At 45.3% G+C, this 21,859-nt stretch carries 19 protein-coding genes and 1 pseudogene; 6 read left to right on the top strand and 14 right to left on the bottom strand.

Features of this window, described 5'->3' with window-relative positions; genetic code table 11:
• Positions 1-15: 15 nt before the first annotated feature.
• Positions 16-390, bottom strand: coding sequence for a VC1380 family protein (locus L4C42_RS04675; RefSeq protein WP_429759554.1), 375 nt, complete (start codon positions 388-390; stop codon positions 16-18).
• Positions 391-664: 274 nt separating this feature from the next.
• Here L4C42_RS04675 and L4C42_RS04680 point away from each other — a divergent pair, with 274 nt between their 5' ends.
• The 3 genes from L4C42_RS04680 to L4C42_RS04690 all read left to right on the top strand — a co-directional run bounded on the left by L4C42_RS04680 (position 665) and on the right by L4C42_RS04690 (position 6,769).
• Positions 665-1,996: a MipA/OmpV family protein gene (locus tag L4C42_RS04680; protein ID WP_353496222.1), complete on the top strand. Its 1,332-nt coding sequence runs from the start codon at positions 665-667 to the stop codon at positions 1,994-1,996.
• A gap of 160 nt (positions 1,997-2,156) precedes the next feature.
• Positions 2,157-6,077: an ATP-dependent RNA helicase HrpA gene (gene hrpA / locus L4C42_RS04685; RefSeq protein WP_429759556.1), complete on the top strand. Its 3,921-nt coding sequence runs from the start codon at positions 2,157-2,159 to the stop codon at positions 6,075-6,077.
• Positions 6,078-6,250: 173 nt separating this feature from the next.
• Entirely contained in the window at positions 6,251-6,769 is a 519-nt protein-coding gene (locus tag L4C42_RS04690) for a porin family protein (RefSeq protein ID WP_418642211.1), read from the top strand.
• 66 nt (positions 6,770-6,835) lie between these two features.
• Here L4C42_RS04690 and L4C42_RS04695 read toward each other — a convergent pair whose 3' ends face one another.
• From L4C42_RS04695 to L4C42_RS04705, 3 genes are all read right to left on the bottom strand, one after another.
• Positions 6,836-7,624 carry a hypothetical protein gene (locus tag L4C42_RS04695; RefSeq protein ID WP_353496219.1) on the bottom strand — a complete coding sequence of 263 codons (789 nt, stop codon included), beginning with the start codon at positions 7,622-7,624 and terminating at the stop codon, positions 6,836-6,838.
• 12 nt (positions 7,625-7,636) lie between these two features.
• A complete protein-coding gene (locus L4C42_RS04700) occupies positions 7,637-8,092 on the bottom strand; it encodes an outer membrane beta-barrel protein (protein WP_353496218.1) in 456 nt (151 codons plus the stop codon).
• A 219-nt stretch (positions 8,093-8,311) separates the two neighbouring features.
• Positions 8,312-9,793, bottom strand: coding sequence for a carboxypeptidase M32 (locus L4C42_RS04705; protein ID WP_429759559.1), 1,482 nt, complete (start codon positions 9,791-9,793; stop codon positions 8,312-8,314).
• Between the two features lie 151 nt (positions 9,794-9,944).
• Here L4C42_RS04705 and L4C42_RS04710 point away from each other — a divergent pair, with 151 nt between their 5' ends.
• Positions 9,945-10,580, top strand: a complete 636-nt coding sequence (locus L4C42_RS04710; protein WP_429759561.1) for a LysE family translocator — start codon at positions 9,945-9,947, stop codon at positions 10,578-10,580.
• 14 nt (positions 10,581-10,594) lie between these two features.
• On the opposite strand, the gene L4C42_RS04715 is transcribed toward L4C42_RS04710, so the two are convergent.
• The 9 genes from L4C42_RS04715 to L4C42_RS04755 form a co-directional block, all read right to left on the bottom strand.
• Positions 10,595-10,861 (bottom strand): hypothetical protein, encoded by a 267-nt coding sequence (locus L4C42_RS04715; protein ID WP_429759563.1) that lies wholly within the window; start codon positions 10,859-10,861, stop codon positions 10,595-10,597.
• Positions 10,862-10,943: 82 nt separating this feature from the next.
• Positions 10,944-11,690: an alpha/beta fold hydrolase gene (locus L4C42_RS04720; protein ID WP_353496215.1), complete on the bottom strand. Its 747-nt coding sequence runs from the start codon at positions 11,688-11,690 to the stop codon at positions 10,944-10,946.
• On the bottom strand, positions 11,672-12,688 hold the full coding sequence (locus L4C42_RS04725) for a DUF2817 domain-containing protein (RefSeq protein ID WP_418642214.1): 1,017 nt from the start codon (positions 12,686-12,688) through the stop codon (positions 11,672-11,674). Before L4C42_RS04725 ends, L4C42_RS04720 begins: the two co-directional genes overlap by 19 nt.
• A 140-nt stretch (positions 12,689-12,828) precedes the next feature.
• The gene (locus tag L4C42_RS04730; RefSeq protein ID WP_353496213.1) at positions 12,829-13,104 is read right to left on the bottom strand and encodes a DUF2960 domain-containing protein; all 276 of its coding nucleotides are present in this window, start codon (positions 13,102-13,104) and stop codon (positions 12,829-12,831) included.
• Between the two features lie 41 nt (positions 13,105-13,145).
• Positions 13,146-14,918 (bottom strand): bifunctional molybdopterin-guanine dinucleotide biosynthesis adaptor protein MobB/molybdopterin molybdotransferase MoeA, encoded by a 1,773-nt coding sequence (locus L4C42_RS04735; RefSeq protein ID WP_353498696.1) that lies wholly within the window; start codon positions 14,916-14,918, stop codon positions 13,146-13,148.
• A 16-nt stretch (positions 14,919-14,934) separates the two neighbouring features.
• A complete protein-coding gene (mobA, locus tag L4C42_RS04740) occupies positions 14,935-15,528 on the bottom strand; it encodes a molybdenum cofactor guanylyltransferase MobA (RefSeq protein WP_353496212.1) in 594 nt (197 codons plus the stop codon).
• Positions 15,506-16,228, bottom strand: a complete 723-nt coding sequence (locus L4C42_RS04745) for an energy-coupling factor ABC transporter ATP-binding protein (RefSeq protein ID WP_353496211.1) — start codon at positions 16,226-16,228, stop codon at positions 15,506-15,508. Before L4C42_RS04745 ends, mobA begins: the two co-directional genes overlap by 23 nt.
• Before the next feature lie 102 nt (positions 16,229-16,330).
• Positions 16,331-17,029: an ABC transporter permease gene (locus tag L4C42_RS04750; protein WP_353496210.1), complete on the bottom strand. Its 699-nt coding sequence runs from the start codon at positions 17,027-17,029 to the stop codon at positions 16,331-16,333.
• Positions 17,029-17,820: an ABC transporter substrate-binding protein gene (locus L4C42_RS04755; protein WP_418642279.1), complete on the bottom strand. Its 792-nt coding sequence runs from the start codon at positions 17,818-17,820 to the stop codon at positions 17,029-17,031. Before L4C42_RS04755 ends, L4C42_RS04750 begins: the two co-directional genes overlap by 1 nt.
• Positions 17,821-18,125: 305 nt before the next feature.
• Between L4C42_RS04755 and L4C42_RS04760 the strand changes: the two genes are divergently transcribed.
• On the top strand, positions 18,126-19,580 hold the full coding sequence (locus L4C42_RS04760; protein WP_353496208.1) for a sigma-54-dependent transcriptional regulator: 1,455 nt from the start codon (positions 18,126-18,128) through the stop codon (positions 19,578-19,580).
• A complete protein-coding gene (locus tag L4C42_RS04765; RefSeq protein ID WP_353496207.1) occupies positions 19,573-21,588 on the top strand; it encodes a sensor histidine kinase in 2,016 nt (671 codons plus the stop codon). The genes L4C42_RS04760 and L4C42_RS04765 overlap by 8 nt, the downstream gene beginning before the upstream one ends.
• A 41-nt stretch (positions 21,589-21,629) precedes the next feature.
• On the opposite strand, the pseudogene L4C42_RS04770 reads toward L4C42_RS04765, so the two are convergent.
• Positions 21,630-21,859, bottom strand: a pseudogene (locus tag L4C42_RS04770) (IS4 family transposase); the annotation flags it as partial.

A 21,859-nucleotide genomic window follows, 5' to 3' on the forward strand; every position in this document is an offset into this window, starting at 1 on the left:
TTTTCAATAATGTCATCAGGCGCTATGATCTAGGGTATCGTCATTCGGCTGCATCTGCTCTAGCATTTCAATGAACTCCGCGCTTGTCGCTTCGTGCCCGACAACAAAAAATCCTGTGAGTGCGTCTAATAATTGAGACGGGTCGTCACTTTGTTCAACGATTTGACCGAGACGCTGGCGAAGCAATTCTACTTCGTGCTCAACGAACCCACGCGCTTCAATCGCTTGTTCCCCTTCATCAGGGGCGTTATCAAACTCTAGAAATAACAGATTGTTATCGAGCTCAGTACTGACCAATTGCTCAGGAAGCCACTTCTCTCCGGTGACAATTTGAATATTTTGGTCTTTTGGTAAATTATTGAGGATATTTTTTAATTTTTCTACTTTCACGATAGGTCTAAATAGTGGAAACTATGCCTTTGATAACTGTTGGTTATTTATTAGTCTATATTCAATAATCACAGTTTAGTGACACATTAAGTGTAATAACAACATAATATAACAACTCTTCACTTTAGAGATAGCGTTGGTCGGCACAGTAGTAAAAAAACTGGCAGAGACTTTACAACGAAGCCAGACATACTGAGTGATTAGTTAGCCAATATACGTACCCTTAATTCGATTTACTGATTGATAACTATTCCAGTTGGAGAAACTGCAAGACATGATTAAGAAAAATCTCGCGTTAGCGATTACGGCAGCATTGATCACATCCCCTGTTGTTCAAGCCGAATCGCAAGCGCAAGAAGCGGAATGGGGTATTGCAGCAATGTGGCGTACAGCCAACGTTCCTTTTGATACAAAAGGGGGCGACACCACTGTTAGCACCTTTATTCCGATGATGTTCTTTAAGAACGACTATGTCTTTCTTGACGGTACCATGGCAGGTGCCCACCTCTATAAAACGGATGATAAACAATTAGAGTTCAATGCGATCACACGTATGCGACATATCGACATACCCGCAGATGAACAAAACGCAGTGGGTGGTGACACAGCAGACTACGGTTTGCAAATGCGTTATAACTTTGATCCAGTTTGGCACTATGATGCTGAGTTGATGACGGATGGAGAAGACCGATTTCACGCCAACTTTAGACTTCAAGGTTTGTTAGATTATGGCGACTTAGAAGTTCGTCCTAACGTAACACTGCGTTTTAAAGATGCGGATTTTAATACGCAATACTACGGTACTTACCGTGACACGGTTGATAACCTAGGCGGTGGCGTGGATTACGCTATGGGTGTGGATGCTCGTTATCACGTTACATCTAACTTGTACTTGTTGGGCTCTACTAATATTCGTATGTTGGATAACCAAGCGTATCACTCATCAGTCATCAAAGAGCGCTTTGAAGGTGAAGTGTTCGTGGGTGTTGGCTTCTTCAATGAGAAGAAAAAGAGTACCTCTAAAGCGAAACAAGTAAGCCGCGACATCAGCACTAAGCCTTATGTTCGAGTTGCTCATGGTTGGGCGTCGCCATCAGACATGGGTGACATCCTGACCTTTAATGGCAAACGTGACCCTTATAACAACCAAGTATCATCGGTGTTCTATGGTCATCCTTTGACAGACGAGTTGTTTGGTTTACCACTGGACATCTATCTAAGCCCAGGTATCGCACATCACTGGAGCTCAGAAGTGCAGAACGGTGCAACAGAGTTTGTCACTCTGATTAAGGCGTACTACACGATTGAATGGCCAATTAAAATGCGCTTAGGTGTGGGTAACGGTCTGTCGTACATCGACAACATTACTCATATCGAGCAGCAAGAGATGGATAAGAAAGAGAAGCGTGCGAGTCATCTAATGAACTATATCGATATCTCTTACGATCTCAGCATTGGTTCTTTAATTCGCAAGCCAGAGCTTGAAGATTTGTGGTTAGGTTATTCTCTACACCACCGCAGTGCTATCTTTGAAGCGTCTTCTCAGTTTGGTCGTATCAAAGGCGGTAGTAACTACAGCACGGTTTACCTGCAATATCACTTCTAAGCTGAATATTGTTGCTAAACTGAACCTTGATACTAAATCAAAAACTGTTACTAAAGCTCCGCGAAAGCGGAGCTTTTTTGTTGGCGCGTCAGTTAACCCAAGGTTGGTAGCTGTGCTACAATCTCGCCAGTTTTAAATAAGAAAAATAGCAGGGAATGTTTTGACTTCCTCACAACAATCAAATCAGCCAGCCAAGGCTCAAGCGAACAACGCTCAGTCACTGAAAAAAGCATTAAAAGACTGCATGATCCGCGACCGTTTTCGCCTGAGTAAACGTATTGCTGGCGCAGCAAAAATTAAGAAGCCTGAGGCTCAAGCCGCCGTATTCGATGAAATCGCCGTAGATATCGCAAAATCGATGATGGAAGGTGAGCAGCGCGCTAATCAATCAAAACACATCGAGTACCCCGAGTTACTTCCGGTCAGTCAAAAGAAAGACGACATTGCCAAAGCAATTGAAGAAAACCAAGTGGTTATCGTTGCTGGTGAAACGGGGTCAGGTAAGACAACTCAGCTGCCAAAAATCTGCTCAGAGCTTGGGCGCGGCAAATTTGGCCTAATTGGCCATACGCAGCCAAGGCGCCTTGCTGCACGCTCGGTAGCGAACCGTATCGCCGAAGAGATGGAAACCTCTTTGGGTGAGTTTGTTGGTTATAAAGTACGATTCAACGATCAGATTTCTGACAACACCCAAATTAAGTTGATGACAGACGGTATCTTACTGGCTGAGATCCAGCACGACCGTTTCTTAAATCAATACGACACCATCATTATCGATGAAGCGCACGAGCGCAGTCTAAACATTGATTTTATTCTTGGTTACTTGCGTGAATTACTACCAAAGCGTCCCGATCTGAAGGTAATCATCACTTCTGCGACCATCGATCCAGAGCGCTTCTCAAAGCACTTTAACAATGCACCAATTATCGAAGTGTCGGGTCGAACCTATCCAGTGGATACCCGCTACCGTCCATTGCGTGGCGATGACGATACCGATCGTGATCAGCTAGAGGGTATTTTTGAAGCGGTTGATGAACTGTGTGATGAAGGGCTGGGTGATATCCTAATCTTCATGAACGGCGAACGTGAAATTCGTGATACCGCGGATGCGCTGAGTAAACGTAATCTTCGTGATACCGAAATCGTGCCTTTGTATGCGCGCCTATCGGCCGGTGAGCAAAATAAAATCTTCCAGCCTCATGCGGGTCGTCGTATTGTTCTCGCCACTAACGTCGCTGAAACGTCATTGACCGTTCCTGGCATCAAATACGTTATTGATCCGGGTACTGCGCGTATCAGTCGCTATAGCTATCGTACTAAGGTTCAGCGTCTACCGATTGAACCAGTGTCGCAAGCGAGTGCGAACCAGCGTAAAGGTCGTTGTGGTCGTGTTGAAGAAGGCATCTGTATTCGTTTGTACTCTGAGGAAGACTTTGAATCGCGTCCAGAGTTTACTGATCCAGAAATCCTACGAACTAACTTGGCATCGGTTATCCTTCAAATGACGGCGTTAGGTCTTGGCGATATTGAAGCGTTCCCATTCGTTGAAGCGCCAGATAAACGCAACATCCAAGACGGTGTGCGTCTTCTTGAAGAGCTAGGTGCTATTAACGATAAAGCCAAAGATCCCAAAAAACGCCTGACAGCAATTGGTCGTCAGCTAGCGCGCTTACCCATTGACCCACGACTTGCTCGTATGGTGATTGAAGCACCGCGTCTTGGTTGTTTGAAAGAAGTGATGGTGATTGCATCGGCGCTATCTATCCAAGACCCACGCGAACGTCCAAGCGATAAACAGCAATCTTCTGATGACAAGCATCGCCGTTTTTTCGACAAGGAGTCTGACTTCTTAACGTTTGTGAATGTATGGGATTACATCCAAAAGCAGCAAAAAACGCTGTCTGGAAACCAGTTCCGCAAGCAATGTAAACAGGATTTTCTGAACTACTTGCGCGTTCGTGAATGGCAGGACGTTTATTTCCAAATTCATCAAGCAATGCGTGAAATGGATGCCAAGCTCAATCAAGAGCCAGGCAACTACCAAGCTGTTCACAGTGCACTTCTTGTTGGATTGTTATCGCATATTGGTGTCAAAGACCAAGAGAAAAACGAGTATCAAGGTGCACGTAACGCTCGTTTCCATATTTTCCCTGCTTCTGGTTTGTTTAAGAAGCAACCGAAATGGATCATGTCGGCAGAGCTGGTGGAAACGTCCAAGCTTTGGGGTCGTATTATTGCCAAGATCCAACCAGAATGGATTGAGCCGGTCGCTAAGCATCTAATCAAGCGTAGTTACAGTGAGCCACATTGGTCTAAAAAACGTGCTGCGGTCATGGCACACGAAAAAGTGATGCTTTATGGGGTACCGATTGTTCCTAAACGCTTAGTCAGCTACGGTGCCATCGATCCAGTAATTAGTCGTGAGTTGTTTGTTCGCAGTGCCTTAGTAGAAGGCGATTGGGAAACCAAGCACGCATTCTTTAAGCAAAATCGAAAACTGCTCCAAGAAGTCGAAGAGTTAGAGCACAAATCACGTCGCCGCGACATCTTGGTCGATGATGATGAACTGTTTGAATTCTACGATCAGCGCGTTGGAACGGAGGTCGTGTCCGGTAAACACTTTGATACTTGGTGGAAGAAAGCAAGTCAGCAAAACAAAGAGCTCCTTAATTTTGAAAAAGAGATGCTGTTTAAGGGCGATGCTAGCCACGTTACGGACTTAGATTATCCGAACTTCTGGCACCAAGGTGGTTTCAAACTGAAGTTAAGCTATCAGTTTGAGCCGGGCGAAGATAACGATGGTGTGACCGTACATATCTCACTTCCAATTTTGAACCAGATTGACCAAGATGGTTTTGATTGGCAGATCCCAGGTTTGCGTCATGAATTGATAGTAAGTCTTATCAAAGCGCTACCAAAAACGCTGCGTAAGAACTTTGTACCGGCACCAAACTATGCCGATGCCTTCCTCGCTCGTGCTACGCCGATGGAAGCTCCGCTACTCGATTCGCTGGAAAAAGAGCTACGTCGAATGACGGGTGTTGAAGTGCTTCGTGATGATTGGAAACTTGACCAGTTACCTGAACACCTGCGCATTACATTCCGCGCAGTGGATCATCGCAATCGTAAGCTGAAAGAGAATCGGAATCTTTATGAGCTGAAAGAAAGCTTGAAAGATAAAGTCCAAGCCACACTGTCTAAAGTGGCTGATGATGATATTGAGCAGCAAGGCCTGCACACGTGGAGTTTTGGTGAACTACCAAAAGTGTATTCTCAGAAACGTGGTGGTTTTGATGTCAAAGCATACCCAGCGCTGGTGGATAACAAAGACAGCGTTGAGATTAAACTGTTTGAGACCGAGGTAGAACAAGAGCAGGTCATGAAAGAAGGTCAGCGTCGACTTCTGCTGCTTAACGTACCTTCTCCAATTAAATACTTGCACACCAACTTACCGAACAAATCTAAGCTCGGTTTGTATTTTAACCCTTACGGTAAAGTGTTAGACTTAATTGATGACTGTATAGCGTGCGGTATCGACAAGCTCATTGAAGGACAGGGTGGTCTTGTCTGGGATGCTGACAAGTTCGAGCAGTTAAAAGAGCACGTAAGAGCCGAGTTGGGTGACACGGTAGTTGATATTGCCAAGCAGGTTGAAACCATTCTTACTACGGCGTTTAATATCAATAAAAAGCTCAAGGGCCGCGTTGATTTGACAATGGCCTTCGCCCTTTCCGACATTAAAGCTCAGGTTGAGGGTTTGATCTTCAAAGGCTTTGCAACGGAGTGTGGCTGGAAACGTCTGCCAGATATTCTTCGCTACCTTAAAGCCATTGAAAAACGCATGGAAAAGCTACCGATCGATCCAAACCGAGACCGCATGCACATGCTAAAAGTGGAATCAGTAACACAGGATTACAAAGAGCTGCTTAACAAGATCCCGAAAGGCATGAAAATACCGGAAAACGTCAAAGAGATCCGTTGGATGCTCGAAGAGCTGCGTGTCAGTTATTTCGCTCAGCAGCTTGGTACGCCATACCCTGTGTCGGATAAACGAGTGTTAAACGCTATCGATGCCTGTTAATCGCTATTTACTGGGTTAGCTTCAAGAATTTTGATCTATGTCTCTGAGAATCCGTCAGGTTTTACCAAAAATTAAAACGGATGAGTTTCTCAAGAGATATAGTGTGTGATATATAAAGCTCCGCGGTGGCTTTGATTGGATTCGCCGCATTCTATTAAACAAGAAGGTTACAAATGAAAAAGACACTTTTAGCGCTTGCGCTTGTTGGTGCCTCAACATCTGCGTTTGCAGATGCTTGGTTGTATGGTGGTGTTTCTGCAGGTCGTGCAGACTACAATGGAAACAGCGACACGCCAATGGGTTTCCATGTGGGTACTGGTATCCTACCTATCATCGGTGTTGAAGGTGGTTACTGGAAGCACGGTAACTACGACATGACTGCAAGCAACGGTAGCTCAGGCTATGCTGAGCTTGGCTCATGGTATGCGGCACTTAAGCCGAGTATTGATATCGGCCCAATCCAGCTATACGCAAAAGGTGGTTTCCACTACTACAACGCGGATTACAAAGGCAACCTTAATGGCAGTGATAGCGGTACAGACTTCATGTACGGTGTAGGTGCAGAATACTTCGTAACAGATATGCTTTCTGTGGGCGCAAGCTGGCAGCGTTTCAACGGCATTAAAACGTCGTTCTCAAACGATAAAGATCTAGATAGTTTCACCATCAACGCAACGCTTCATATTTTCTAAGCGTTACTAAACGTGGTTAAGATTTACAAAGGCGACAAAAATGTCGCCTTTGTTGTAAATACCGACCTACATGGATAAGGAATGGAAAGGTGTACCAGGATGGTTTCTATAAAGGAGTTTTAGTACGGCCATGGAGGTCGTATTCCAAGAGCCATAGTACTCAAAGTGTTGGAACAGTCCCAAAACGTGCGCCATTTCATGCAGTACAATGGCTTTATCCCAGCTACATTGGCGGTTACCCAGGTTCACCCACAGCAATGTATCTGACTGGTAGGTTTGCGTATTGTAGTCGATGTCGATAGCCATCCCACCATCATAGGGCGCATGACTTGCGTTAGCACACATAGTCGATGGACTGAACGAATATTGGTGAGAATAGAATGCAGTATCGATAGCAAATACGATACCTCCATTGATGCCATGTTTTGATTGAAATGCGCCTTTGCTAAAACGGTAGTTTCCGACGTTTTGGTTTGGATAGTTGTTGTCTCGATACTGACTTAGATCTTCATCAAGAACAACAAACTTTGAAAATCGAACACCAAGTTGATTGCTCATTACGTTAACTGATTCTTGAATAACATCCGGTACCATTCCTCCACCATTGCTGACGAAGTAGACAGGAATATCCGAGCTGGTATCAAAACGCACTGTTGTATTTGCATCGTTACCCCACAACCCCGGATTTCCATTGACTGCTTTATTTGAGCTAGTGAGTAAATTCACCAACTCTTCTGGTTCTACAACGCCTTCTGTCTCTTCAGTAATACCCAAGCATCCAAGCAGCATCGTAGTGGAAAAAGATAATATGATTGCACTATCTAATAGGTGTTTATGATGTGTTTTAATCTTCATCGGACATAAACCCTAAAAATAATAGTTTGCTTTAAAAGTTAAAGCTTCAATATCTGTTGCACCAACATTATAGAAGTTGTATTCAGTGCTCAACGTAAATTGATTTGAGATGGGTAATTCTGCTCCGATACCATAGACAAACTGCGCTTGAAGGTCTGACTCTCCCTCATAAACATGTGTACCCAAATTAGCATATACATTAAACAGAGACAGCCGATAGTTAGGCTGTACGAGAAAAGATAGTGAGTCATAGGAGACCTCAACCCCGGAGGAGTGGTCTTCACCTAGTTTTTTGTAACCAAGCTCAAATCCTAAGTATGGGGAGATGTGAAAGCTACCATGAATACCATAGCCGTGGCTGGCGACACCATTTACATCTGTCATGCTACCATTTAGACCAAGACTCCAAAATCCATGAGACTCAAAACTAGCACACGACGTTGCTAATATAATAAGAAGTTTTCGCAAGGGAATATTTCCATATAACTTAAAGGTTCAGGCAAATAATATACTTATCATCAATTAATCCAACCTTTTAATGGGTCTTATTAATCGATAGCTTAATTGTTGTGCGAAACAATAAATGCCAGAAATACAGAAGCCTTAGTTATTGATGTTGGTAATGCTGGCCGTGGTGTCAAAGAGATTTATACGCAGACGTGTTTCGACACCTGCGTATCGTTTCTACTACAAATATCGATTTACTAAATGAGACTGGAAGTGCTGTGCATTTAACGTCTCACCCGTCGCTTGTTTAACAAGAGCTTCAGTCGACAATGAACTACCTTTTGACCAAATATTGTCACTTAACCAAGTAAAAATTGGGTTTAGGTCACCGCTCTTAATCGCTTCATCGACATTAACGGTTTGCTTCATTGCTGCCATAAACTGAGCCGCATACATAGCGCCAAGCGTGTAGGATGGGAAGTAACCGAAGGCGCCATCTGTCCAGTGAATGTCTTGCATACAGCCATCTTTGAAGTTGCCTTTGGTCGATAAACCAAGGTACTGCTGCATTTTTTGATCCCACAGTTCTGGGATATCTTTGTATGATATCTTACCGTTCATAAGATCACGTTCAATCTCATAGCGTAGGATAACGTGAGCAGGGTAGGTTAGCTCATCGGCGTCGACGCGGATGTAGCCCGGTTGAACTCGAGTGTAGATATTTTGCAGGTTACTTGGTTCAAACACCTTAGCGTCATTGGAAGCGAAATGCTTCTGTGCCAAAGGCGATAGATGGTGAATAAAACCGTCGCTACGACCTAACTGCATTTCAAAAAACAGCGATTGGGATTCATGAATACCCATTGAGCGCGCTTCACCAACGGGTAAGCCTGCGTAGGCGGTTGGTAGGCCTTGTTCATATCGAGCATGACCTGTTTCGTGGACAATACCCATTAAAGATTGAACAAAATCAGACTCATCATATCTGGTAGTTATGCGCACGTCTTGCGGTACCCCGCCGCAGAATGGGTGTGAACTGATATCAAGGCGGCCGTGCTCAAAATCAAAGTTCAGCAGCTTCATTATCTCTAAGCCGAGTGCGTTCTGCTGAGCGGTCGAGTAACTTTCTTGTGTGGTATAAACTGATTCAGACTTTTGCTTTTCAATGACTTGTTGGGTCAGATCTGGCAACCATGAAATAAGGTCGCCAAATAATTCATCGAGCTGAGCAGAGTTCACTCCAGGCTCATAGATGTCGAGCATTGCATCATAAGGTGTTAGGCCGGCTTGTTCTGCGCGAATTTGCGCTTCTTGTTGAGACAGGTTCACAACCTCTTCGAAGTTTGAACAAAAGCCGCTCCAGTCATTCTCGCCGCGCTGAGTGCGCCACGCATGCTCACACTTAGAGCCAGCTAGTGATTTAGCTTTGACAAGATCTTCAGGGACTACTGTCGTTAAACGCCACTGTCGTTGCATTTCAGAAAGGCTGGCCTTTTGCATTGCATCGAGGGAGTCGGATTCAACTCTATCAAACCATTCGCCAAGCTGTGGAGCGGTGGATAGGTGGTGGATGTGCAACGACAGCTGAGCCATCGCTTCTGAGCGAGCTTGGTTACCACCAGAGGGCATCATCGCCGCGGCATCCCAACCACAAATAGCCGAAAGGTGGCCAAAATTAGCAATCGTTTTATAGTGTTCAACCAGTTTATTGTAGTATTCCATGTCTGTGACCTATCGTATGAACGAGGGCTATACGTTAACATTAACAATGAGTTGCGAAAAGGTTAATGCTATATAACGCTTAAAAGACATTCGCTTTTTGCGGTGAGTTGAAGCAGAATCAGGTAATTGTCCTAGAAAACAGTTATTAACTATGCACATTCAAAACTTCGAAGCGTTTATTGTCGCTATCACTATCCTCACATTGACTCCTGGACTGGACACTGCGTTAGTGATTCGAAACACAACACGTGGTGGTTTCCAAGATGGCGCCGTTACGAGCTTAGGGATTTGCCTAGGACTGTTTGTCCATGCGACGTTTTCTGCACTCGGCATTTCGGTTGTTTTGACTCAATCTGCAGAGCTGTTTTCAGTGGTTAAAGCAATCGGTGCGGCCTACCTGATTTGGCTAGGGCTTTCTAGTTTGCGTTCATTTAGACACGGATCGTCTATGGCCGTCGAACAATCGGTAGTTAACAAAGTCTCTGGTAAACGTTCTCTCCGTGAAGGTTTTCTATCTAATGTGCTAAACCCTAAAACCGCCGTGTTTTATCTCGCCTTTCTCCCACAATTTATTAACCCAGAATTTTCTCCATTCGCACAATCGATGTTAATGGCGACGATCCACTTTGTTATTGCTATGCTTTGGCAGTGCGGGTTGTCTGGGATGTTAAATTCGGCTAAATGTCTGCTAAAGAGTTCGAAATTTACGCAATGGATGGAGGCGACTACCGGCGTTGTCTTGATTGGGCTGGGCGTGAAACTGCTGATGGAGGAGCCTGCGGTCTAACGTGGCTCTAAGTATTAACTCGAACGGGTTTCTATCGCTCGTTGCAGTGAGCGCTGGGTGGTATTCAATTTGTGTACGGTGACTGACGATGCTTTTAATATGTATCGATCAAAGCACTGATAATACTCCGCTCCGTCATTAAGCTGTTTGCAAAAATCACGCGCTTGCTGGTTGTGGTAGTGAAGATCTGCTTCCGAAGCGAACTCGTTATGAGTGGCGCAGCCAGACAAAGTTAAAAGTAAACTTGCAGCTAGAGCGAAAGTAACTGGGGTTTTAATCATCGTGATCCGGTAGTCGTTCAACATTTAATGCATAGTAGCGATTCAATGAGAATTTAGTTGCCTTTTTGCGCCACAAGTTCCATTAGAGTTTCAATTTTTTTAGCCATTGATACAAATAGTCGGCAAGTTCGTTGGGTGAATCGGCCGGTAGATCATGAGCATCACTATAAAATGAACGATGGTGGACATTCCAATTACTGGCAACAGCTTGCCCGGCTCGGCTACGCACTAACTTATCATGCTTACTGGTAATAACCTGAGTAGGACAGGATGGAGGTTGATTAGGACCGACAAACTTAGCTGCCGCTATCAACTGACGCAGAGCATTGCTAAAACGAACCGGGTGCTTGCTGTTTAGAGCGAGGTGGTAGGCCAAAATACTTGGGTTTGTGACATGATCAGGAAAGGTGACATCTAGAATCGCTTTTTCAAAGGTATCTCGACCGCGAAGCCTTGCGCTCAACAGTTTTGGAATAGCTCGGAGATTAAAGCGTTCATGGATTGGACTGTATCGGGCAAAGCTTGGATTGATGAGTGTTAAACTGGCAACCTTATCGCTATCTAAATGCGCCCAGTGAGAAGCCAACATGGATCCCATGGATATGGCGACAACGTGATAGCGTTCGAACTGTTTGGGTAGTTGCTCAAGCAAAGGGTCAAGCATCTGCTCTATTTTCATTGGGCTTGTCTGTTGATATAAACAGCCATTTCCCGGTACATTAGGCGTTACGATGAGTAGCTCGTCGTCAAGGCGCTTTAATGCATCCACCATTAAATGCCAGTGGCCTGCTTCACGTAGTAAACCTCTCACTAATACGATGGGTACCATAATTTTTTTGCCTTTTTCGTCAGCATCAGACGGTCATTGTTATTTACCTGTGTTAACAACTCATTATACAAAACTTGCATTAAATAGCTTAGAAGTGTGCTATGTCTTCTTTGTACGCGCTTAAATCGGTGTGGCTTAGTGGGATGAAATAATTGGCTAAAGCTCAGCAATTGCATTGGGTTCTTTTTAACCCAGAGCCAAGACCCCAGCTCTAATGTGAGTGGGACGAACGGCGAAGTCGATTGTTGATAGTGGCGTAAGTACATCCAGTCCCAAAAGTCGCCATGCGTAGTGTATTGGTGCCATTGAGGTTCAAACTGATACAGCTCGTAATGCGGGAAGCTTTTGCGAAACTGTGAGTAAATTAAATAGAACTGATGCAGTGTTTCTGGCGGACGGTTGTGGTGGGCAAATGGAAACCACAATCGATCTCTGGTTCCAAAGCCACTATGTAAATCGAGCACTATAGTTGATGACGCTGACTGTGTGGTCTTTAGAATGCTGTTTGAAACGGCGATTAGCTCTTGCTCCATTTTGGCACTGTTCCCTCGATACCAAGGCAGCTTTGGGCTAATGCTTTGACCTGCATGCAGTTGATAGCGAGGGTTATTGGCAGTGATAGGCGCATTGCGCATTAGATCCACACCACGATGATTGGAGCGCGTTTTTAGTGCGACGCCCCAGGGATTTACTACGGGCACGGTGAGGATACGAATTTTATTGAGTGTATCATTCAACTGGCTGTCCCATTGTCGACGCTTTAGCAGGCTTCTAATGAACGCCAAGATGATTTGGCTACCAAAACGCTCGACTCCATGGATCGATCCAGTGAGGATCAAGCATGGTGCAGAGGGGTGACTTGAGCCAAGAGAAAGCTGCTGTATTGGCATCTCAAAACCTTGATGCTCAATGTGAGTTAGAGTTGAGAGTGACAGTTCAGAGTAGCGCTCGGCATACTCATGGATATGACCTAGCTCTCTTGGAGTTGCAGCAAACATGATTCGTTAAATACCACGCATTTCATGACATTAGTTTGAGTTTAGCGTGGCAAAACGAAGAGTGTCGTGAAGGATTTATGACGGATAAAAAAACACCGAGCTTCAGCTCGGTGTTTGGATGTTTTCGAATAGAGTGCTTTTTAGGTGTCTTGTCTTGGCTTTTTGCCTAAACCAAAGTTTTCTTTCTGCATCAGCGTGATCTTACCAAAACCAAGCTTTCTAAAGTGGTTGTCACGATAGTTGCGAACCGCTTTAGTGTCAGAGATGGCTTCAATTTGTTGCTCCATCTTTAGAAACTCTGTCAGGTCGATACCTTCTGCTTCAGCGACAGCCTCATGGATGTTGCGATGTTGCTGGTAAGAAAACAGCAGAGTTTTCTCTTCGTTTTTGTATTCATAAATGATGGTACGAGCCATAAGGTTTACCTATTAAAATTGCTACCTGACAAATCTAAGCGCTAGATTCTGCCTTGAAGCGGGATGATTGTCACGCTTTCACCCGGTTTTACTGTATCGATATGCGGGGCGATTTCGATCAAACAGTTCGCCTCACTCATTGAACGCAGAATTCCAGAGCCTTGTTTACCGGTTGTTTTAACGCTCAACTGACCTGTAAGACTATCGATTTCGTAAACCCCACGGCTGAACTCTGTGCGACCCTGACGTGAACGCAGAGATTCTGTCGCGATTGCCGGTACCTTAAGAGGTTCAAAGTTCAGTACACCTTGCATTTTCTTAATGGCTGGCTCAACAAAGTTAATGAACGACACCATGACCGCAACAGGATTACCAGGAAGACCGAAGAATGGCACATCACTGATGTCACCAAATGCAAGCGGGCGACCTGGACGCATATTAATACGCCAGAAATCGACACTGCCACGTTTCTCTAAAACATTTTTGATGAAGTCGGCATCACCCACGGAGACGCCACCGGACGTAATAATAAGATCAGCACTCTTGCTCGCTTCAACAATGGCTTGCACCATAACGGCTTCATTATCTTCTAGAATACCTAGGTCAACGATCTCACAACCAAGCTTTTGAAGCATGGCCATAATGGTGTAGCGGTTCGAGTCATAAATCGAGTTGGCGTTAAGGGGCGTACCTGGTGCTTGCACTTCATCCCCAGTCGAGAATACGGCAACGCGCAGTGCACGTTTTACCTTAACGGCATTCATGCCTAAAGACGCAATCATACCCATCTCTGGTGCTTGTACTAATGTCCCGGTGGTAAATACGGATTGACCTACCGCCAAATCTTCACCCGCTTGGCGAACATTTTGTCCCAATTTAATTGAGGCATTAGCAAAACCAACGCGCTCGCCGTCTACAATCGCTTGCTCACGCATGACCACGGTATCAGCGCCTTCCGGCATAGGTGCGCCTGTCATTATTTGGGCAGCTTGGCCTTTAGTCAGAGTTTTGTCGTAACCGTGCCCAGCCATAATGCTCGCTACTACATCAAATTGCTCATGAGCAATGTCTTCGCCCCGAATAGCGTAACCATCCATCGCCGAGTTGGTGTAAGCCGGAACATTGATAGGCGAGCTGATATCTTCGGACAGTATGCGACCGTATGCGCGTTCCAGTGTAATCGTTTCTGTCGCATCAATAGGAGATATGGCTTCTAGTATCTTTTGCTGTCCCTGCACAACAGATAGAAATGCAGGGGAAAGTGTATCGCAACAAGCAGCAGCGACTGGTGAACTTGCATTCCGCGATGTCACATAATCTAAGATGAACTGTTTGATAGCATCGAGATCATTGATGCTCATGGTTGGGATTGCTACATCAAGCTCACTATCAGAAGCGATTGCGATAATATTGTCATCGCTTGGGTGTAGCCAAGGTTTTCCAACTTCTTGGCGGTTCAACTCAATTTTCGGGAAAGCGATATTTTTACAGCCTTCGACCAAAATAAGGTCGAGTGCTTGATGGTCAAATCGCGATAGCAAGTGTTCAAAATCCGCTTCAGCATCGGGTGTTTCAGTCATAAGCGCGTGACGGTTGCGAGATGAAATCAGCATCTGGCTCGCCCCAGCTTTTCTCAAGCGGTAGCTGTCTTTACCTGGCTTATCGACATCAAAATTGTGGTGAGCATGTTTTAATACACCGATGCGCAGGCCAGTTTCTGTTAGCTTTGGCAGCAAGGCTTCAAGTAACGTGGTTTTACCGGTACCACTGTAGGCTGCAAAACCGAGAAGGGGAACATTGTTGGTAGACTTAATGGTCATAGTGCGCTCTTTAATGATGATCGTTTGATGTCGCAAGTTTCGCCAATTCTTCCGGCGTGTTGAGATTCACAAAACACTCGGGGCTGTCTGAGAAGTCGACATAGTCGGTGTGGCATTCTTTGTAGAGTAAGATGATTTTGCGATCGCCACGTTCCAAAAAGGCTTCTAGTTTTGGAAGCACACGTTTATGGAACATAGTGAATACAGGTTGATGAAAATCGCCGTCGTGAGCGACTAGGATGTCGGATTGCTCCGTCACAGATTGGCAGAATCGCTCTACGACCGCAGCATCAATAAAGGGACTGTCACAAGGTACAAAACCAACCCAATCTGAGTTTGAATTTTTAAGTCCGGCATGTATGCCACCCAACGGACCGGGATAATCAGGATACGAGTCGCTAATGACGGGGGCGTATTGTTGATAACGCTCTTGGTTTCGGTTGGCATTGATAGTGATGTTATTGGTTTGCGCGCTTAGGCGTTCAATCACATGTTCAATAAGCGGCTTCCCATTGAACTCAATTAACCCTTTGTCATTACCTCCCATGCGAGAAGCTTGTCCACCAGCAAGAATAACCCAACTAGTCTGAGTTGGATGCAACATAAATACTCTCTTTATCTTTCTGTTTTTTATCGATGATTTGAAGCAGCGGTGATTCTATCAAGGTGCAGTCTTTAATCCACCATTGTTTTCGACACAAGCGGGTGAGGGCGTTGGTTTGGTGGCTGGTCACCACGATGCTAGAACCATGTTCCAATAGGTCTTGTGCCATAAAGACCAAGCGCTCAATCGACTCTTGATCGAGAGAGGCGCTGGGTTCATCCATCAGCAATATAGACGGTTTTAATACCCACGCTCTTGCCATCGCAACCCGCTGCTTTTCACCACCAGACAATACAGAGACATGCTCATCCGCTAACGTCTCTAAACCAACGAGTCGCAACGCAGAAATCACTTCAGCGCGCTTATCGTGAATGTCGATGCGTTTGTGCTTAATACCATAGACGACGTTCTGATAGACAGTGCCATCAAACAGATAGGGAGACTGATGAAGATAGGTAACATCCTTTCGGCCAGAACCACTAATTAGTCGTGAAACAATTGACTGACTGCGTGGTTCAATAGTGCCGGAAGTCGGCTTAAGAAGTCCGGCAAGAATTTTTAGTAGAGTGGTTTTACCAACGCCGTTATCACCTTTTAGGTACACAGCTTCATTAGGGCCAATAGTGAGACTGGGAATATGAAAAAGGACACGATCTTTAAACCGCATCGAAACCTGCTTTGCTTTTAATTGTATTGTCATTGTTGTCCCTTAAGCAGTGTCTTGGGTTAATTATAGTTTGGGTATCAAAAACTGACGTTTTTCCTGAGAGGCAAAGTCAGGCTTGTATATATAGAGAATTTTCTAGGATCGAAGTACGCCTTTACCTCGCATCGAAGACAGTAGGAAGTTGAGCACTAAAGCCAATACGAGCAGAACGATGCCAAGAGCAACACCTTGAGCAAATGCGCCTTTATGACTTTCCATCGCGATAGCCGTTGGGATGTTTCTTGTGAGCCCCATAATATTGCCACCCACCATCATTGAGCAGCCGACTTCGGTCACTATGCGTGAAAATCCTGCAACGACCGCTGCCATAAGAGGAAATCGCGATTCCCAAATCAAGGTCATGAGGGTGCGAAAACGTGATACGCCAAGCGTGACCGAAGTTTCAAGTGCGCGTTTATCGGTACTTTGCAGTGCGCCGTGCATCATAGAAACCAACACAGGGAAGCAAATTAAGATCTGTCCAACGATCATCGCTCGCTGTGTAAACAACATTTCCCAATCACCCAGTGGTCCAGAACGAGATAGCAGCATATACAGCAGAAGACCGATCACCACCGTTGGGATTGCTTGCATGGTATTTACTAGGGATAACAAAAACCACTTACCCGGAAAGTTGGTGTAAGCCAAAAAGTAGGAAGCGATTATCGCAGGCAACACGACGAGAGAGACCGCAGAGATAGATACACTGAACGAGACAGCCACAATGCGCCACAGGTCTCTGTCTAGGCTAAATAGGAGGCTTAACGCCTCCATTGTTGTTTCAGTAATGCTCATTAACTGTTGTTTTTCTCAGCATCAGCGACAAACAGTTGTTCGCCCATTTTGCGGTAGTTATTGATCATCGATTGTCCCTTCTCTGACACCAGCCAATTGCTGAGTGCGCGAGCACCTTTAGTATTGAGGGTAGGGTAACGCTCTGGGTTGACGACGATAACCTGGTAAGGGTTGAACAATTGCTTATCACCTTGGAAAAGGACGGTTAATTCAAGTTTAGCTTGATAAGCGAGCCAGGTACCACGATCGGTCATGGTGTAGCCTTGCATTTCTGACGCCATATTGAGTGTTGGCCCCATACCTTGGCCTACAGAGCGATAGCCGCCAAAGTCTGGTTCAATCTTGGCTTGTTTCCAAATCTGCAGCTCTTTCTTGTGTGTGCCTGAGTCATCACCGCGTGAAATGAAAATCGCGTTGGTTTTGGCAATATGGTCAAAGACTTCTTCAATGCTTTTTTGGTCGTGAACGTCTGCTGGATCTTTCTCTGGACCCACAATCACAAAATCGTTGTACATGACACTGCGAGGTTCAATGCCAAAGCCTGACTCGACAAAGCTCGCTTCTGCTTTGGGAGCGTGGGTCATCACGACATCTACATCGCCATTTTCACCCATTTTGAGTGATTTCCCTGTACCCGCGGCGATGATATCCACTTGGTAACCGGTCTCTTGGGTAAATTCCGGCAATAGGTAATCGAGCAGTCCTGAGTGATACGTACTCGTGGTGGTAGCAAGGCGGACTCGGGATTGTTCGCCATTGTCTGCATAAGCCGAAACAGACAGTGTTGCCATTGATACTGCAGTCACTATTAATTGAGGAGCCTTCAAACTAGAGGCAATTGATAGAGAGGTGGTCATAGTATTGTCCATTGTTGTTTTTATCGTAAAACCATGTGCTCTTTGCGAGCCCTATCCTTAAGCAAAGACAATGCCACAATTTCCATAGGAAAAAAGAGGCAAAGTGCGACATTTTGCTAAAAATTTCATAGGGTAAACTACAATTAATTTGAGCTGGGACAAAATGTCGCACTTTTACCCATGATGTTTTGCTATAGATTGGTACACTCTGTCTCAAATAGGAACAATAACAACGCTTTATGACTTTATTTCAAACCTCTGATGTCCCCAACCAACAATCTTCGCCTTATTTGGCTTTCTCGGTGCTTGTTGTCGATGATGAAGTCGGCATGCAAACCGTTCTTAAAAAGGCGCTCAGTAAAGGCTTTGGCCATGTTGACACTGCGAATAGTGTAGAGGAAGCAGAAAGCCTTCGTATCCAGAACCACTATGATCTGATCATTCTCGATATCAATCTTCCAGGTCGCTCTGGTATTGAGTGGAAAGAAGCGTTTAACGATCAAGAGCGCAAAGCGGATGTGATATTTATGACGGGCTATGCTGACTTAGAAGTCGCGATTAGTGCGTTAAAACTTGGCGCCTCTGATTTTATTTTAAAGCCTTTTAATCTGGAGCAGATGCTCCAAGCGGTTAAACGCTGTATGGACAAGCGTTTGACCGAAAGAATGAATTTAGCGCTTAGCCATGACATTAGTCGCCGCGTTAGCAAAGACTTAATTGGTAGCTCAGAGAAAACCAAACAGCTGAAGCAACTGATTACTCAATATGCTCCTTCACGTGCATCGGTGTTGATTGAAGGGGAATCGGGTACGGGCAAGGAGCTCGTCGCAAGAGGAATTCATACTGCCAGTCAAAGACAAGGCCCTTTTGTTGCTGTGAACTGTGGCGCTTTGGCTCCTGAGTTATTGGAAAGTGAGCTATTTGGGCATGCCGCGGGTGCTTTTACCGGCGCTAAGAAAAGCCGAGAGGGTCTATTTCGCGTGGCCAGTGGTGGTACTTTGTTCCTTGACGAGATTGGTGAGATGCCTTTAGCAATGCAAGCCTCGTTGTTGAGGGTGTTGGAGCAGCGAACCGTCAGACCTGTTGGTACCGAGAAAGAGATCAGTATCGATGTTCGTGTTGTTGCAGCCACTAACCGAAATTTGCGCGAACAAGTGGCCAGTGGAGAGTTTCGTGAAGATCTTTTCTATCGACTGAATGTACTCAAGATAGATGTACCAGCACTAAGACAGCGTCTTGCTGATCTATCCGATCTTGTCCCATTTTTTACTCGCCAACTGTCGAGAGAGTTGGGTGTTGTGGAGCCCAAATGGGCGCACGAAGACATGCATGCGATGCAAGACTACGATTGGCCTGGCAATGTGCGAGAGCTTAAAAATATGCTTGAGCGCTGCATTTTGCTTAACAAACCACCTGCTCACCATTTCAACGAAATGAAAGGTGGTACGGTGAATACATCCATCACTATGTCGGTAAACGACCTCACCACTATGCCTAGCACCAGCGAAGTGGTTGAGGGAGATTTTGGTTATCCAAATTCTTGGTCATTAAAGGACGTTGAAAAGTCACACATTCAACAAGTAGTGGACTTTCACTCTGGTAATAAATCTGCTGCATCGCGTGATCTTGGTGTTGCACGTAAGACTTTAGAGCGCAAGTTCAAAGAATGGGACGAGAGCGGGTTCGATGAATAGAGAAAATCGCTTTATCAGCAAGTGGCGTTACCGTGTCACCTCAATGGTGCGATATCGCCTGTTGTTTCTCACCTCAGCACCGATATTTTTGACCTTGATTGCTCTATTTGGCATCACTGCATATTGGTCCGTGCATTACACTTGGCAAAGTGCTTTAGTTGATGTGGCAGAGCGCCTCAACATCGTTGAGGACAAGATAGAAAGCTTGCAAACCCGTCAGTACGACCATCTGGATGCATTTGCTTCCTCTTATGAGTTTCGAACCCGTTTAGACCACCTACAAACCCACGATGAATTTGACTCTTGGGTCAGCTCTCAACGTGAGCGTTATAGCCTGGATTACTTACGTTGGATACCTAAGCAAAAAATCAACAATCTGACCGATTATGCGCAGATGGCGAGGCAAAAGAGCTTCTTCGATGTGCTGACGCGTACGCAAGCAGTTGCTATCGACCCTATGCTCTCTGATCATGCAGAAGTATGGCACCAAGCTAAACATATCAATGAAACTCGCGCCCTTGTTAGTCGGACAGTGACCGCAGTGTATGACTTCAATAGCAAGTTACTTGGTTACCTCGATGGAGGCGTGCTGATGAATAATAATTTGGCGCTTGTCGATGAGATAAAGAGCACTATTTATTCAAGCAATAGCTATAAGGGCACGGTGACGCTGTTTCTTGATGACTTGCGGATCGCGACCAACGTTTTTATGGAGGACTCTTACGAAGGTAGGCGAGCCCTTGGTACGGTTGTGTCAGAGCAGGTTAGGGAGTCGGTACTAGAGCGCGGTGAGATTTGGATTGATAAAGCGTTTGTCTATGACTCTTGGTATATCGCAGGTTATAACCCCATTGTGGATTGGCATGGTAATACAGTGGGCATCACCTACACCGGGTACTTAGTCTGGCCTTTGATTAAAACCTATATCACTAACTTAGGCGAAGTCACCGCCATCATTTTGTCGCTATTGCTCATTTCTGGGTTCATTGTGTATCGAGGTGCAAGAGATCTGTTCCGACCTATTGAGCAAATACACCGCGTTGTAAAAATGGTGCAGCTTGGCAAGGATGAAGAACGTATTGGAGAGCTGGGGTTGAACTCTAAGCACGAGCTAAGTCAGCTTGCTACCCAGTTCGACAATATGCTCAATCAGCTCCAATATCGAAACGAACAGATTCAAGAAGCTGCCCATGAACTTGAGGCTAAGGTTCATTCTCGTACTGCTAGTCTCAAAGAGAAAACCGAGCAGCTTGAACTGCACATTCAACTTCTGAATCAGACCCGAGATAAACTCGTTATCAATGAAAAGTTAGCGGCGTTGGGTGAATTGACCGCTGGTATAGCGCATGAGATCAATAACCCGACGGCTGTAATCCTAGGTAACGTTGAGCTGATTAAGTTTGAGCTTGGCTCCGACATCGATCGGGTCGAAGAGGAAGTCGACGCCATTTTGGCGCAGATTGATCGCATCAGAAATATCACAAGAAGCCTTTTGCAATATAGTCGTCAGGGGGGCGTTCAGGATGAAATCACCTGGCAGCACGTGAATCCAATCGTTGATGAGAGCGTCACCTTGGTCCGAACTGGCGCGAAAAAGCGCAATGTTGAGTTTGTGGTGGACTTGCATGCCAAAACGCCAGTAGAGGTGAATCGTCATCAACTGCTGCAAATATTGGTGAACTTACAAATGAACGCTATTCATGCAATGAGTGGTAAAGGGCGCTTGACAGTACTCACTGAAGATTGGATTGAAGGCAAAGAGAGCGTAGGCGCACTGATTCACGTGATTGATGAGGGCTGTGGTATCTCGAAGCGAAATCTTAAGCGTATTTTTGACCCATTCTTTACCACAAAGCGTGACGGCACTGGGCTTGGTCTGTCTGTGTCGCAAAGCATTTTGAGTCAAACCGGCGGTGAGATAAAGGTACAGTCAGTGGAAGGGGAAGGCAGTCAGTTTACTTTGTATTTGCCGAACAAAACTGACCATCATCTGTTGGTGAGTGCATAAAAAAACGCGAGGTAAGCCTCTAATGCTTGTAAGTTAAGAAGCTAACACCTTTTAGAAGGCCTAGTCGCATAGCGACTGGGCCTTCTTTTTACCGCTCTTGGATAGCTCCTATCTCGCCTTTCTGGCAACGTAAAACTCTCAGCCATATCTAGGATATAGTTCATCACCTCCGGGATTCTTCCAGGTGCGACGGCAGGAAGGAGTTGTAACTGTCCTATTAAGAACAACGAAGCTTGTTTAAAGCCTATCTGGTAAGGCATTACCTTGTTTT

Source organism: Vibrio wakamikoensis, assembly GCF_050337275.1.
GTDB lineage: Bacteria > Pseudomonadota > Gammaproteobacteria > Enterobacterales > Vibrionaceae > Vibrio > Vibrio chaetopteri.